Below are 14,952 nucleotides of genomic sequence, written 5' to 3'. Positions count from 1 at the left end.
GAAATCATGAGTACGCAAAAATTCATGCAAAAAGGGTCCCGTTGGGTACTTACTTTCATCTGTTCCTTGAGTTTGTTTGCCGGCATGACTTTAGTTGTATTGAGACTAACATTGTTCAATCAACAATTCATGGAAAAAGCCATGGAAGAAGCCAACTATTCAGAAACGATCACCACAGAAATCAATCAAAGAATCAGCGATTTAGGTCGAGGGAGCAATATTCCCGCAGATGTATTGGCAGACGCTGTTCCTCAATCCTACGTTCAATCAAATATTGAACACTACATCCGCTCGATCTACACCGACATTCCTTTTATGATTGAACGGACAGAAGATGTTGATCAAACGATCCAGAAAAAAATCGAAGACTATGCGAAAGAAAATGATTATGAAATCAATGCAGAAACCCAACAATCCATCGATAATTTGAAGAAATCTGCAATAGAAACTTACAGTGAATATATTGAGATTCCCTATCTTTTAACGTATGGAAAGCAAGTGATGGGCTACAAGAGAACGCTGACCTTATTGACTTTCTTTACACTGACAGTTTCCGCACTGCTAGTGATCGCAATCATTGCTATCGACACACGTTTTTTCCATCGTGCGTTGCGCTATTTAAGTTATGCAGTTGGTGGCGCTGGTCTGATGCTTTTAGCGTTACCGCTTTTTGTGTACCTTTCCAGAATGGTCGAGCGTATCGGAATCAATTCTAAGTCGCTCTATCATTTTTTAACTACGTATCTCACCAATTTCATTTTAACATTTATTCAATGGGGGATCGTGCTCATAATTTGTAGTTTTATCATCTGGTTATTGAGCGAATTATTAAGAAGACGCAAAGTTAAGAAAAGATATTAACGATAGAAAGTGGAGAAAACATGGAAGAAACGATTAGTCTAGGAGAATTATTTGATATTTTAAGGAAGCGTTGGTTGCTTATTCTTGCAACTACACTTGCTGGATTTGCTTTGGCTGCAGGCGTGACATTCTTTTTGATCACACCTAAGTACAGTTCATCTGCTGAGATGATTGTTCAGTCAAAAGCAGAAAATGCGAATACCAATCTACAAGATGTCAACGCAAATGTTATGTTGATAAACACGTATAAAGATATGATTTTAGGGGATGTCGTCATCAACGATGTCCAACGAGAACTTGAACAAAATTATGGACAAAGTCTGACTAAAGGTGAGCTGAAATCAGTAATCAGTGTCAATCAATCACAAAATTCACAAATGTTCCAAATCGTCGCAACTGTCGATAATCCCGATCATGCAACGGACATTGCCAATGTCACAGCACAAGTCTTCCAATCAAAAGCAGCAGACGTATTGAATGTTAATAAAGTAACGATCACTTCTGCAGCACAAAGCAATCCAACACCAGTTTCGCCAAACAATATGTTGAATGTCGCAATCGGTGGATTATTAGGATTGATGATTGGGATCGGGCTAGCTTTCCTTCTTGAATTGTTGGACAAAACAGTCAAAGATGAACGTTTCGTTACTGAAGAACTAGGATTGCCGATCCTTGGAGATGTCAATGAAATGACGAAAAAAGAGCTTGAAAACGGACGGATGTTTCAGACGACACAAGTAGAAACAATTGAAACAAACGACCAAAGAGAAAGCCGTCGTTCACGAAAACGTGTATAAGGAGAACTATTTATGAAGAAGAACACTATATTACCTGTTTCATTACTCAGTATTACAGATAAAAATGCGATGATCTCCGAACAATATCGGACGATTCGTTCCAATATCCAATTTGCTTCTGTCGATCGAGAGTTGAAGACAATGGTCGTGACTTCCTCAGGACCGGGTGAAGGAAAATCGACGACGGCAGCCAACTTAGCAGTTGTTTTTGCAAACAGTGGAAAACGCGTATTGCTCGTTGATGCTGATTTGAGAAAGCCCAGTGTTGCACTGACTTTTCAATTGCCAAATGTCAATGGACTAAGTAATTTCTTAGGCGATCGTGAAGGAAGAGCGGAGAATTACTACCACCAAAGCTCTGTGGAAAATATGTGGGTCATGACAAGTGGTCCAAAACCGCCCAATCCTTCAGAATTACTTGATTCTAAACGGATGGAAGAAGTGATCGAACAATTGAAGTCATTGTTTGATTTGATCATCTTTGATTTACCACCCATTGCAACAGTCACAGATGCCCAAATTTTAGCTGCTAAGACCGACGGCACTCTTTTAGTCGTACGCGAACGGAAAACAGTGAAACAAGAATTGATCAAAGCAAAAGAACTTTTAACGATTGCACAAGCAACGATTTTAGGTGTCGTCTACAATGGTGCAAAGAAAAATGCCGAGTTCAATTATTACTATTATTAATGAGGAAGTGAGCAGAAATGATTGATTTACATTGTCATATTTTACCTGGTATCGATGATGGCCCAAAAACGGTCAAGGAATCAATTGCCATGGCAGAAGAAGCTGTTCGACAAGGAATCACCCACATTTTATGCACCCCTCATCACAACCAACGTTTCTCCAACGAAAAATCCGATGTTTTAGTAGCTGTCGAAGACTTGCAAAAAGAACTCGATCGACAGTCCATCCTATTAACTTTATTTGAAGGACAAGAAGTCCGAATAAGCAGAAATTTGATCGACGAAATCAACAGCGACAAGATTCTTTTTGCAGATGTCACCGATCGTTATTTGTTGGCTGAACTGCCAACAAATAATATTCCCGAGTACACAGAAAGTTTATTTTATGAATTAAGACAAATGGGGATTGTGCCAATCATTGTCCATCCCGAGAGAAACCGCGGTTTCCAAGAAAACCCCAATTTGTTATTACCTTATTTGAATATGGGCTGTTTGGCTCAATTGACTGCACCAAGTATTGCAGGTGTTTATGGCAAACAGATCAAGAAATTAAGTGAAGAACTGGTCCAAAACCGTCTCGTTCAGATGATCGCCTCAGATGCCCATAGTCGAAAAGATCGGGATTTTTATATGGAGAAAGCTTATAGCATCGTAGAGAAAAAATTTGGACCAACAGTTATCGAAGAAATGGATCAAGTTACAAGAGATATCATCAATGGGGAGCAAGTATATGCAAAAGATTTTCGACCTATTGTATAAAAGTGTTTTAGGGGGCGCAAGGGTTGTTTGAACTTACTAGAAAAAGAAAAGTCATCATCTTGGTGTTGGTTGACAGTTTATTATTAGGAATTTCTATATTATCAAGCTATTATTTTATGACACCATTTGTTGGGATCGATCAAGATTATTTAGCCGTGAATTTAGGCGTATCCCTCCTCTTTTACATCGGATATGGCATGCTGTTCAAAACATTCACGCGAATCAATCGATATACGAATTTAAATGAGATGGCCGCCATTTTTTCAGCCATTACTTGTACCGTTATTTCATCATTTATAGTGCAATATTTGTTTATGCAAAAAATTAGCTTAAGATTGCAATCACTAACTTATGTCTTATCGATGTTTCTCATCATCAGTAGTCGTCTATTCTGGCGTATATATATCGAACACAAAGCACAGCGTCAAGGATCACCACTCAATAAATATAGAACACTGATCATCGGAGCAGGCGAAGGCGGACGTATTTTAAGTAACAGTATCAATAGTTCAAAAGCCATCAACGATATGGAAATAGTTGGTTTTATCGATGATGATCCGAATAAATACAAAACGTATTTATCAGGGATAAAAGTAGTTGGAAATACAAAGGATCTACCGAGATTGATCGATGAAATGTCAATCGATATGGTAACGATCGCAATCCCTTCTTTACCACGAAAAAGAATTCGCGAAATTTTCCACCTGATTGAAACAAAAGAAGTCAAGATGAATACGATGCCTTCGATTGAAGAAATCGCATCAGGAAAAATCAATGTTTCTCGTTTAAAAGAAATCGACGTGGTTGATTTGTTAGGACGAGAAGAAGTCCAATTAGATTTGGATAAATTAAAATCACACATCTCAGAAAAAGTAATACTTGTTACCGGAGCGGGAGGCTCTATTGGTTCGGAGATTTGTCGTCAAGTGCTTGCTTTTTCACCCAAAAAATTACTCTTATTAGGTCATGGTGAAAACTCAATTTATTTGATTCATCGCGAACTATCAGGAGATCCTTCCCATAATGAAACAGAAATCATTCCAATTATTGCTGATATCCAAGACCGAGAAAAGATCTTCCATATCATGAAAGAACATCGACCAGATATTGTCTACCATGCAGCAGCACACAAACATGTGCCATTGATGGAATACAATCCAAGAGAAGCAGTAAAAAACAATATCAAAGGAACCAAAAATGTTGCCGAAGCAGCTAAAGAAGCTTATGTCAAAAATTTTGTGATGGTTTCCACAGATAAAGCCAATAATCCACCAAACGTTATGGGAGCCACAAAACGAATTGCAGAAATGATCGTTACAGGTTTAAACGGAGAAAATTGTACAAAATTTTCAGCGGTTAGATTTGGGAATGTCTTAGGCTCTCGTGGGAGCGTGATCCCTGTGTTTCGAGAACAAATCGCAAAAGGCGGACCGATCACGATCACCGATTTTCGCATGACCCGTTACTTTATGACGATCCCAGAAGCAAGCCGATTAGTGATCCAATCCGGAGCATTAGCTAAGGGCGGCGAAATCTTCGTCCTAGATATGAGTGAACCAGTCAAAATCTTAGATCTTGCTCGAAACATGATTCGGTTAAGTGGCTATACAGAAGAAGAAATTGAAATCGTTGAAACAGGGATCCGACCAGGCGAAAAATTATATGAAGAGTTGTTGTTAGATAAGGAACGAAACGAGGAACAAGTGTATGAGAAGATTTTTGTTGGGAATATTAAAGGATATCCGATACAGGAAGTCATGCAGTTTGTAAATAGTTTATCAGATGAGGATAAGCAGTTAGCTAAAGAAGTTGTAGCGTTTGCACGAGCTTCGAATAAATAGGGGGAGTATCATGAAAGCAGTGATTGTTGGAGCTGGAGGATTTGGTAAAGAAATTGCCTTCTTATTAAACAGAAGTTCAGAATATGACGATGTTTCATTTGTCGATGATGCAAAAACTTTAGATGAACAGATTGTTGGCATACCGGTGATTGGAACAATAGATAGATTAAGTAGAGTAGAACAAAAAACTGCTGTATTTATAGGGGTTGCTTCCCCACTTATTAAGGAAAAAATTTTTTTGAAATTAAAAGATAATAATAATCTGACTTTTCCTAATCTGATTGACCCTACGGCTATTGTAGGATTGAATGTGAAACTAGGTATTGGAAATATCTTGATGCCTTATACGACGTATACCGCAGATATATCAATTGGTGATTTCAATATGTTCAATATCCATTCAACGATAGGCCATGATTCACAGATAGGAAACTATAATTCGATTTATCCAAATGTAAATTTATCTGGTTACACGATAGTTGGTAATAAAAATGAAATTGGTGTTGGTACAAAAGTGATTCCACAGGTCTCGATAGGCCAAGGAAATATTATAGGCGCAGGAAGTGTGATTGTTAAGGATATTCTAAACAATACAAAAAGTGTGGGGGTACCTGCAAAAATAATTGAAAGTTGGGACGAAGATGGAAAATGAACGAATACTATTAGCATCACCACATATGAGTGATGAAGGTTATGAACAAGAATACGTCAAAGAAGCATTTGATACCAACTGGGTTGCCCCGCTTGGCGCAAATGTGAATAACTTTGAAAAAGAATTAGCTGAGTATGTAGGGATTGATCATGCTGCTGCCTTGACTTCAGGTACGGCAGCTATCCATTTGGCATTAAAAGCTGCTGGTGTAGGTAAAGGCGATATTGTCATTTGTCAATCGTTAACATTTTCTGCCACTGTAAACCCGATCATCTACCAAGGTGCAAAACCAGTTTTTGTTGATAGTGACTATGAAACATGGAATATGGACCCTGAACAACTTAAAATCGCGTTGGAAAAATATCCGGAAACAAAAGCGGTTATTGTGGTTCATTTATATGGGCTGTCTGCAAATTTAGACGAAATTGTGAAAATTTGTAAAGAGTATCAAGTAACATTGATCGAAGATGCCGCAGAATCATTAGGTACAACATATAAAGGTCAATACACCGGTACCTTTGGCGAATATGGTATCTATTCCTTTAACGGAAATAAAATCATTACTACTTCTGGTGGAGGAATGGCTGTTTCAAATAATCCAGAACGAGTTGAAAAAATCCGATTTTGGTCTACGCAATCGCGAGAACAAGCAAGACATTATCAACATAATGAAATAGGGTATAACTATCGTATGAGTAACATCGTGGCAGGGATAGGAAGAGGACAGCTAAAAGTGTTGTCAGACCGAATCAAAAAGAAACAGTATATCCATGATTTTTATAAAAATGAACTTTCTGAAATTTCTTCTATTACTTTCATGCCTGAAAATAAATGGAATAAACCAAATTTTTGGCTGAGTGTGATTTTACTTTCCGATGTCGACACAAATATGTTAATGGATGAACTGGACAAAGCAAACATCGAGGCTCGCCCTGTATGGAAACCAATGCATCTACAACCGATTTTCGAAGGATATGACTATGTTGGTAGTAATGTTGCTGAAACATTGTTTAATACTGGTATATGTTTACCCTCCGATACAAAGATGACTGATGAAGATTTATATCGAGTAGTGAAAACAATAAAGCGAGTGTTACATCATGAATAATAAAGGTTTATATCAGAAATGGGGAAAAAGAACATTAGATATATGTTTATCAGCTATTGCGCTGATTCTCTTATCACCTGTACTTTTATTCGTAGCTCTGCTAGTAAAGTTTAAATTAGGCTCTCCTGTAATTTTTAAGCAAGAAAGACCTGGAAAAGATGAAGTCATTTTTTCTATGTATAAATTTCGTACAATGACAGATGAAAAAGATGAAAGCGGCAATTATCTACCTGATGATGTACGTTTAACAAAGTTTGGGCAACTATTAAGAGCAACCAGTTTAGATGAACTTCCTGAGCTTTGGAATATCTTAAAAGGAGATATGTCGTTTGTGGGTCCAAGACCATTATTAGTTGAGTATTTACCATTATATAATGAGGAACAAAGGAAGAGACATAGTGTCCGCCCTGGACTGACTGGATTAGCGCAAGTCAAGGGTAGAAATGCAATTAGCTGGGATGAAAAGTTTGAGTATGACTGTTACTACGTGCAAAACTGTACATTTAAAAAAGATATTCTAATCTTTTTTTCAACAATTAAGAAAGTTATTCGACATGAAGGAATCAGCTCAAATTCTAGTGTAACTATTGAGAAGTTTGAAGGGAATGATATAAACTGAAAATTCTATATGTGACGACAATATCCAATACTTTAAATGCATTTCTTATACCGCATATTGATATGTTGATTAAGGAAGGGCATGAGGTGAGTGTTGCTTGTTCAATCGAGCAATCTTTGAAGCCATTTTTTCAAGATCATGATGTTGAAGTTTATAAAGTCCCATTTAATAGAAGTCCCTTCTCTAAACATAATTTGTCTGCATACAAACAACTTAAGAAAGTCATTAATGAAAATAATTTTGATATCGTTCATACCCATACGCCTGTGGCATCAATGATTACTCGATTAGCATGTAAAAAAATGAAGTCTAGAGTTTTTTATACTGCCCATGGCTTTCATTTTTATAAAGGCGCAAGTATAATAAACTGGCTTGTATACTATCCAATTGAAAAATATCTATCTAGATATACAGATACGCTAATTACTATAAATCAAGAAGATTACCAACGTGCGCTAAAGGATTTTTTTGCAAAAAATGTTTATTTAGTAAATGGCGTAGGATTACCTCTTGAAGAATATGATAGACCAATTGATAGAATGAAAAAACGAGAAGAGTTGGGAATTGCTCAAGAGACAAAAGTGATTCTATCTGTAGGAGAACTTAATGACAATAAAAATCATAAGATTGTAATTGAAGCATTGAAAGCATTTAAGAATGAAAATTTTAAATATTTGATTTGTGGAATCGGTCCGCTAGAAGATGATTTGATTCGTCAAATAAACGAGGCTGGTCTATCAAATAAAATTGAACTGCTAGGTTATAGAAATGATATTATTGAGATAATGAAAATCAGCGATCTATTTGTTTTTCCTTCAAAAAGAGAAGGGCTCCCTGTCTCAGTTATGGAGGCAATGGCTAATGGGGTTCCGGTTATGGCTTCTGATATAAGGGGAAATATAGATTTAATTACTCATGGAGAAAACGGAATATTATTCACTAGTACTATTGACTTAATAGATTTATTTAAAGATGTTTTCTCAGATAATCTTCCTATGAATAAATACATTCAAAGAGCAAATGAAACAGTAAAAGGATATAGCGAGGGCATAGTTTCAAAACAAATTAACGAAATATACAGAAATTAATCGACATCCTTTTAGGAGGAAGAGAATGGAACTTACAGAAATTTCAACATCAATGGAAGAGAATAGATATCGAGATTTATTAATCAATAGATTTATTTTCTTAATTGGATTTACAGTAAACATTACACAGATATTTCTAGGTATTAATGTTTCTGTTAGTGATGTTTTCATGATTTTTTTAATCATATTTTTATTTTTCACAAACTCAATTTATTTAACAAAAAAAACTACAATGTACTTTATTTTACTTTTGATTTTGCGATTCTTTTCAACTATGCAAATAACTAGTTGGTTGAATATTTCGATATCGTTTATGCCTATATTTATTACGCTTCAAAAGTTTCTAATCAGCTTACTATATTTTATTCTTTTTATTTCTGTTTTGACTGTAAATCCCAAAATAAAGGATATCTTTTTTAAAGGATTAAAATATGGAACCTTGATTTTAGGTACTGTATCGGTATTGATTTATTTTATCGGCCCGGCGTTTCTGCGTGCTATCGTTTTGTTTGGTGAGATACGTATGAGAGGGTTTATGAATGATCCGAACTATTTTGCCTATATGCAAATATGTGGATTTTGTATTTGGTATCTTAAAGGATTTAAACGTAAAACAACAAATTTTTTGGCAATAGTTATTTATCCAATAACTATTTTACTATCAGCTTCAAAGACTGGTCTAATTGTTTTTATTGTTATGCTTAGCATTTTAAGTATTGAAAAAATTTTTAAAAAACGCCTTTCACCAGCTAAGTTAGCTACTTTGTTCTTACTGATTAGCGGAAGTCTGGCTTTATTTTATATATTTTATGATCGAATACTAACGAGTTTACTAACCTTTACACAAACAGTTCCACAATTAGAACGAATCCACATTGTGTTTGAAAATTTTAGTGGTGCAATTACTGAAGGTGGTTCGGGAAGGATAGATGCATGGGACACAGCCTATAAACTTATTAGAGATACTCATTTTATGGGGATTGGATTTATGGACTACTCAAGCGTAGCTCGAGTAATCAGTGGAAGCCCGACTATAGCACATAATACCTATTTACAGCTTGCTGTAGAATGGGGAATACCATTTCTTATAATAGGTTTTATATTTTTTATGAAGAATTTCTTTGCGAAATTATTACACAAACAATACATGGAAGTATCATTATCTATTGTAACTTTCATATTTTCGTTCGGAGTTTCATTGCAAAATTCAAGAATATTATGGATAGTTTTAGCAATATTGTTTTATAAATTTGATAAAAAAGTCTCAAATAATTATGACATACATTAATTAAAGGTGGTGTGGTAGTGATTTCTGTAATAATGAGTGTGAAAAATAGTTTTAAAGAAGAATTAGATTCTGCAATTATATCGATATTGAATCAATCTTTAGAGGAATTTGAATTTATAATATGTGACGATGGTTCAATAGACGATACATTAGTTCGTCTACAAGAATGGCAGAGAAAAGATAGTAGAATTATAGTTATTAAAAATATTACAAACAAAGGCCTTGCATATTCATTAAACAAATGCATAGATATGGCAAATGGTGAGTACATTGCAAGAATGGATGCTGATGATTTTAGCTACGAACAGCGCTTAGCTAGACAAAAGGATTATCTTGATAAGCATCCAGAATATAGCTTTTGTTCATCAAACATAGATATATTTGATGGTAAAAAAATTACTGTGAAAAATAGGTCTAGTAAATCTGTTCCAGATAAAAAAGATTTAATGAAGCAATCAAGTTTTGTTCATCCAGCAACTATGTTTCGAAAATCTTTTTTGAAAGATATGGGCGGATATAGGGTTTCTAAAGAAACCACTCGAGCTGAAGATTATGATTTGTTTATGCGAGGATATTCGAAAGGCTATTTGGGAGCCAATATCAATGAACCTTTATTAAGATATAAGATGAATATAGATGATATAAAAAATAAACGTCGATTTAAACATAGATTAGAAGAGATAGTAGTACGTTATAAAGGCTATAAATTAATGAATATACCCAAGTATAAATATTATTACTTACTAAGACCTATAATTGCAGGTTTGGTTCCAGCTAAAATAATGTATAAAAGACAAATAAAATCAACTAATTCGGATTAAATCGAATGAATATAACAAATAGAGGACGAATCAATAATGGTGAAAGAAGAACTTGTAACAGCAATTATAACTACAGTAAATAGGGATACTGAATTAATAAGAGCTATTAAGAGTATTGAGAGACAGACCTATAGAGATATTGAAATTGTAGTTGTAATCGATGGTGTAAACAATAGAATCAAAAAAATGTTACAGAATTATAAAACTAACTGTATTTTACCTTTAGAATGCTTTGAAACTATAGAAAAAAAAGGTGGAAATTATGCTAGAAATTTTGGGATTGATCAGGCAAAAGGTAAGTACATTGCATTATTAGATGATGATGATGAGTGGTTACCTGAAAAAATCGAACAGCAAATAAATCTTTGTCGATCATTTCAGAATAAAAGTATTATATTCTGCTCTGTTATAAATAAAATGAAGTCTAATGAGGTTGTTTTACCAAGAAAAAACTTCGATAATAGCAATGGAAACATAGTGGATTATTTGTTTTCTTATAGATATGGTTTGAAAAGCGGATTTATTCAAACATCTACATTATTTGGATCAAAAAATATTTTTGAAGAAGTACCCTTCGATAATGAACTGATTAAACATCAAGATTGGGACTGGGTCATTCAGGCTAGTGATAAAGGAATCTCTTTCAAACATATCAAGGAACCATTAGTCATCTATCATAATGAGGAGCAAACAAATCGAGTAGGAAGAAGTGGCACGTATAAATTTTCAATGGAATGGATCGAAAAAAATTGCAATAAAATTAAAAAAAAATATTATTACTTATTTCTTTATACCGTAATACAGCTAGCTATTTCTTCAGATAACGCCTTGTGTTATGAAGAGAAAAAAACAGAGTTAACCAATATAAGAAATAAAGTGCCATTTACAGAAAAGTGGAACGTTACTTATTTATATTACTTTATAAAAGCAAATAGAAACTTAGAAAAGACGAGGACAAGGATATGAATATCTCAGTATTCGGCTTAGGCTATGTAGGTTTAGCAAATGCACTACTTCTAAGCCAAAGCGAGGAAGTCAAAGCATTTGATATTGTAACAGAAAAAATAGATCAGCTGATTCAAGGAATCTCTCCTATAGAAGATAAAGAAATCAGTGAATTTTTAAAAAAGGATAATCTCAAGATTAATTTTATTAAAGACTTCGAAGAAGCTGTTATTTTTGGTGATTACCTAATTATCGCAACCCCAACAGATTATGATGAAAAGAAAAATTACTTTAACACTTCTTCAGTTGAAAAAGTAATCGAAGAAGCTTTAGCAATTCGACCGGATGCTACTTTTATAATCAAATCCACTGTTCCTGTAGGGTACACAGAAGAGTTAAAGAAAAAGTATGGAACGGAGCGGATAATCTTTTCTCCAGAATTTTTGCGTGAAGGCAAAGCATTATACGACAACCTTCATCCATCAAGAATTGTTATTGGTGAAAATTCAGATAGAGGGCAAAAAATTGCAAATCTTTTTAAGAAGAATGCACACGATAAAGATGTCCCTATATTATTAACAAATTCAACAGAAGCTGAAGCAATCAAATTATTTTCAAATACGTATTTGGCTCTAAGAGTTGCATATTTTAATGAACTAGACACGTATGCTGAGTCAAATGGTTTAGATAGTAGGCAAATCATTGAAGGGGTCGGACTAGATCCTAGGATTGGTTCACATTATAATAACCCTTCGTTTGGTTATGGTGGTTACTGTTTACCAAAAGATACTAAGCAGTTGCGTGCGAATTATAGTGGTGTTCCAAGTAATTTAATTGGTGCAATCGTTGATGCAAACACGACTAGAAAAGATTTTATTGCAGAGCAAATTTTAACTAGAAATCCTAAAGTAGTAGGAATTTATCGTTTAACAATGAAAGCTGCCTCAGATAATTTTCGTTATTCTTCGATTCAGGGTGTAATGAAAAGACTGAAGGCGAGAGGTATTTCTATTGTGGTTTATGAACCTACTTTAGATGATACAGAGTTTTCTGGTTTTCCTGTGATTCATGAACTTGAAGAATTTAAAAATATTAGTGATGTAATCATATCTAATCGATTTGATGAAGAATTAGTTGACGTTGAAGAAAAAGTTTATACCAGAGACATTTTTAGAAGGGATTGATTGAGTGAAAAACATAGCTCGAAATTTCATTTATCAATCTATATTCCAGATAATGAAAATAGTTATTCCAATCGTAACTATACCGATAGTCTCTATGGCGTTAGGTCCTGCAGGAATAGGTATTTTCAATTATACAAATTCAATCGCACAATATTTTGTATTAGTTGCTAGTTTAGGCGTAGCTATGTATGGAAACAGAGAAATTGCACTTGCGTATAATCGGCAAGAGGATATATCTAAACTATTTTGGGAAATTGTTGTGTTTAAAGCAATATTGACGTTAACAGTATTTTTTATTTATATTGGTGTAGTCAGCTTTCTACCTAACAGTAATTATTTTTATTTTCAAAGTTTAACAATTTTAGCAGTGTTATTCGATATATCCTGGTTCTTTATGGGAATTGAAGATTTTAAGTTGACAAGTGTATCAAGTTTATTCGTTCAAATAATTACCTTTGTACTAATACTGCTTTTTATTAAGGATTCAAATGATGTAGGTATCTATATTTTGATCCAAACAACGGGTACCTTCATTTCACAATTATTAGTTTGGTTCTTTATCAAACCTTATATTAAGTTTCAAAAAATTAACCTAAAAAAAAGTTTTAGTCACATCAAAGGTTCTTTTGAATTCTTTATACCACAAGTGGCGATTACTTTATACACGAATTTGAATAAGACTTTGTTGGGCGTATTTATAGGAGCTTCAGCAGTTGGGTTTTATACAAACTCATTAACACTGAATACTGTGTTTATTACCATCATCACTACACTGGATATTGTTTTACTACCACACATGAGTGGTTTGTTTGCAAAAAAAAGTATTCATCGTATTGTTGAATTAATGGATAAGACAATTGATTTACAGTTGTTTTTTAGTTTGCCCATTATGTTTGGGATGTTAACTGTATATGATAAACTTGTTCCGTGGTTTTTTGGTGAAAAGTTTTTATTTATAAATAATGTAATTCCGTTTTTCACCCCATTAATTGTAATCATTCCTTTAGGCATGGCTGTTTCTAGGCAATACCTTATTCCTATTGGCAAGGTAAAAGAATACAATAAATCTGTGATTATTGGTGCAGGCATAAATATTATAAGTAATTTAATTTTATTACCAACTATTGGATTTTTTGGAGTCGTCATTTCTAATTTACTGGCAGAGTTTTTTGTTACTGCAGTGAGAGTAAGGTCGTTTCTCAAGTCGACTAACTTTTCTTTTAATTTTCGTCGTATAATTATTTATCTTATTTCAGCACTTGTAATGATGATCATTACAAGAATGTTGACACAAGCTATGCCACCAAGTTTAATGACAAATATAATACAAGGTTTAATCGCTATGTTCGTCTATTTTGTACTCACTACAGTGATGAAAACAAACCCAATTATTGCTTTTATCAAAGAAAAAAGAAGTAAATAAAAAATTACTTCCTTCTTTTATTGAATATTTTAAAGATAAAAATGAAGATGAGCCAAAGGCAGTTTTATATTTAAACTATCTTTGGCTCATCTATTGTTATTTGATTAGTGTAGAATGCTTTGGCGGATCACTCCCGCCACCCCGGCGTCACTGCCTCCTTACAAAACGTAAATCGTTTCTTATCGTAATCCAGCAACCCTGAATCTTTCAGCTGCTTGATGACTTGTCCGGCAGTCTCACGTGTGGTGCCGCTGTTCACAGCAAGTTCTTTCAGCGTGATAGGGTAAGGGATCGATACGTGGCCATCTTCTGTAGGGATTCCTAATTCTTCTTTTAAAACAAATAGGTTTTGTTTTACTCGGTCAAAGGCACTGGAAGTCAAGCCGATTTGGATGCGTAGTTCATGCATCTGGACGACTTTAGCTAATTTTTGGATCATATAGATCAATTGGCTAGGATTGTTTCTGACGATTTTTTCATAACAAGCGACAGGGAAGTAAAATGTTTCGATATCGGTCATGGCTTGTGCTGTATACGTATAGGTTCCTTCTTCAAAAATACCGGACATTGGAAAAAGATTATTTGCGGTGACATAATCATAGTAGTAATAAGTGGCGCTTTCGTCATAACGCTCTAAGCGGATCAGGCCTTCTGATAGTACATAGAATCGCTGACGTTCATCTCCTTCATCAAAGAGTACTTGTCCTTTCTTATATGAACGTAGGACAGTCTGCTCTTTGAGTTCTTCAAATTCCTCATCAGTAAAGTGTTCAAAATCAGGTTGATATCTGAGTTTAGAAAAATGATAGTCGATTTTATTTATACGCATGGATATTCCTACTTCCTAATTAATACTTTAGTTCTATTGTGACTTCTT

General features: G+C 34.4%; 15 protein-coding genes. 14 read left to right on the top strand and 1 reads right to left on the bottom strand.

Translation table 11 applies throughout. The features are described 5' to 3' along the window. Window positions 1-6 precede the first annotated feature (6 nt). The 14 genes from DOK79_RS14660 to DOK79_RS14595 are packed head-to-tail and all read left to right on the top strand — an operon-like array spanning window position 7 to window position 14,075. Window positions 7-861, top strand: a complete 855-nt coding sequence (locus DOK79_RS14660) for a hypothetical protein (protein ID WP_206857077.1) — start codon at window positions 7-9, stop codon at window positions 859-861. Window positions 862-881: 20 nt separating this feature from the next. Then, window positions 882-1,658 (top strand): YveK family protein, encoded by a 777-nt coding sequence (locus DOK79_RS14655; RefSeq protein ID WP_206857079.1) that lies wholly within the window; start codon window positions 882-884, stop codon window positions 1,656-1,658. A gap of 12 nt (window positions 1,659-1,670) precedes the next feature. Next, window positions 1,671-2,348 (top strand): CpsD/CapB family tyrosine-protein kinase, encoded by a 678-nt coding sequence (locus DOK79_RS14650; protein WP_206857081.1) that lies wholly within the window; start codon window positions 1,671-1,673, stop codon window positions 2,346-2,348. Window positions 2,349-2,365: 17 nt separating this feature from the next. After that, entirely contained in the window at window positions 2,366-3,106 is a 741-nt protein-coding gene (locus DOK79_RS14645) for a tyrosine-protein phosphatase (protein WP_206857083.1), read from the top strand. Window positions 3,107-3,129: 23 nt separating this feature from the next. Beyond that, window positions 3,130-4,947 carry a polysaccharide biosynthesis protein gene (locus tag DOK79_RS14640; RefSeq protein ID WP_206857085.1) on the top strand — a complete coding sequence of 606 codons (1,818 nt, stop codon included), beginning with the start codon at window positions 3,130-3,132 and terminating at the stop codon, window positions 4,945-4,947. Window positions 4,948-4,957: 10 nt separating this feature from the next. Further along, window positions 4,958-5,599, top strand: a complete 642-nt coding sequence (locus DOK79_RS14635) for an acetyltransferase (RefSeq protein WP_206857087.1) — start codon at window positions 4,958-4,960, stop codon at window positions 5,597-5,599. Continuing rightward, on the top strand, window positions 5,589-6,707 hold the full coding sequence (locus DOK79_RS14630; RefSeq protein ID WP_206857089.1) for a DegT/DnrJ/EryC1/StrS family aminotransferase: 1,119 nt from the start codon (window positions 5,589-5,591) through the stop codon (window positions 6,705-6,707). The genes DOK79_RS14635 and DOK79_RS14630 overlap by 11 nt, the downstream gene beginning before the upstream one ends. After that, entirely contained in the window at window positions 6,700-7,326 is a 627-nt protein-coding gene (locus tag DOK79_RS14625) for a sugar transferase (RefSeq protein WP_206857091.1), read from the top strand. The genes DOK79_RS14630 and DOK79_RS14625 overlap by 8 nt, the downstream gene beginning before the upstream one ends. 11 nt (window positions 7,327-7,337) lie before the next feature. After that, window positions 7,338-8,414, top strand: coding sequence for a glycosyltransferase family 4 protein (locus DOK79_RS14620; RefSeq protein WP_206857092.1), 1,077 nt, complete (start codon window positions 7,338-7,340; stop codon window positions 8,412-8,414). Window positions 8,415-8,439: 25 nt separating this feature from the next. Then, window positions 8,440-9,702: an O-antigen ligase family protein gene (locus DOK79_RS14615; RefSeq protein WP_206857095.1), complete on the top strand. Its 1,263-nt coding sequence runs from the start codon at window positions 8,440-8,442 to the stop codon at window positions 9,700-9,702. 17 nt (window positions 9,703-9,719) lie between these two features. Further along, window positions 9,720-10,523: a glycosyltransferase gene (locus DOK79_RS14610; RefSeq protein ID WP_206857096.1), complete on the top strand. Its 804-nt coding sequence runs from the start codon at window positions 9,720-9,722 to the stop codon at window positions 10,521-10,523. Window positions 10,524-10,559: 36 nt separating this feature from the next. Next, window positions 10,560-11,489 (top strand): glycosyltransferase family 2 protein, encoded by a 930-nt coding sequence (locus DOK79_RS14605; protein WP_206857097.1) that lies wholly within the window; start codon window positions 10,560-10,562, stop codon window positions 11,487-11,489. Beyond that, the gene (locus DOK79_RS14600; RefSeq protein ID WP_206857100.1) at window positions 11,486-12,652 is read left to right on the top strand and encodes a nucleotide sugar dehydrogenase; all 1,167 of its coding nucleotides are present in this window, start codon (window positions 11,486-11,488) and stop codon (window positions 12,650-12,652) included. The genes DOK79_RS14605 and DOK79_RS14600 overlap by 4 nt, the downstream gene beginning before the upstream one ends. Window positions 12,653-12,656: 4 nt before the next feature. Continuing rightward, window positions 12,657-14,075, top strand: coding sequence for an oligosaccharide flippase family protein (locus DOK79_RS14595; RefSeq protein WP_206857109.1), 1,419 nt, complete (start codon window positions 12,657-12,659; stop codon window positions 14,073-14,075). Between the two features lie 127 nt (window positions 14,076-14,202). On the opposite strand, the gene DOK79_RS14590 is transcribed toward DOK79_RS14595, so the two are convergent. After that, complete coding sequence (locus tag DOK79_RS14590) at window positions 14,203-14,904, bottom strand: Crp/Fnr family transcriptional regulator (RefSeq protein WP_206857110.1); 702 nt, start codon at window positions 14,902-14,904, stop codon at window positions 14,203-14,205. Window positions 14,905-14,952 lie beyond the last annotated feature (48 nt).

It is taken from the genome of Enterococcus sp. DIV1094 (assembly GCF_017316305.2).
Lineage (GTDB): Bacteria > Bacillota > Bacilli > Lactobacillales > Enterococcaceae > Enterococcus_B > Enterococcus_B mangumiae.
Note: the sequence above shows the minus strand (reverse complement) of the source record. Positions and strands in the feature narration are given on the sequence as shown.

Excerpts from the sequence above, each read along its gene's own strand:
- DOK79_RS14590 (WP_206857110.1), bottom strand. The coding sequence starts at position 14,904 with ATGCGTATAAATAAAATCGACTATCATTTTTCTAAACTCAGATATCAA.
- DOK79_RS14615 (WP_206857095.1), top strand. The coding sequence starts at position 8,440 with ATGGAACTTACAGAAATTTCAACATCAATGGAAGAGAATAGATATCGA.
- DOK79_RS14625 (WP_206857091.1), top strand. The coding sequence starts at position 6,700 with ATGAATAATAAAGGTTTATATCAGAAATGGGGAAAAAGAACATTAGAT.
- DOK79_RS14635 (WP_206857087.1), top strand. The coding sequence starts at position 4,958 with ATGAAAGCAGTGATTGTTGGAGCTGGAGGATTTGGTAAAGAAATTGCC.
- DOK79_RS14655 (WP_206857079.1), top strand. The coding sequence starts at position 882 with ATGGAAGAAACGATTAGTCTAGGAGAATTATTTGATATTTTAAGGAAG.
- DOK79_RS14605 (WP_206857097.1), top strand. The coding sequence starts at position 10,560 with ATGGTGAAAGAAGAACTTGTAACAGCAATTATAACTACAGTAAATAGG.
- DOK79_RS14630 (WP_206857089.1), top strand. The coding sequence starts at position 5,589 with ATGGAAAATGAACGAATACTATTAGCATCACCACATATGAGTGATGAA.
- DOK79_RS14600 (WP_206857100.1), top strand. The coding sequence starts at position 11,486 with ATGAATATCTCAGTATTCGGCTTAGGCTATGTAGGTTTAGCAAATGCA.
- DOK79_RS14660 (WP_206857077.1), top strand. The coding sequence starts at position 7 with ATGAGTACGCAAAAATTCATGCAAAAAGGGTCCCGTTGGGTACTTACT.
- DOK79_RS14650 (WP_206857081.1), top strand. The coding sequence starts at position 1,671 with ATGAAGAAGAACACTATATTACCTGTTTCATTACTCAGTATTACAGAT.
- DOK79_RS14645 (WP_206857083.1), top strand. The coding sequence starts at position 2,366 with ATGATTGATTTACATTGTCATATTTTACCTGGTATCGATGATGGCCCA.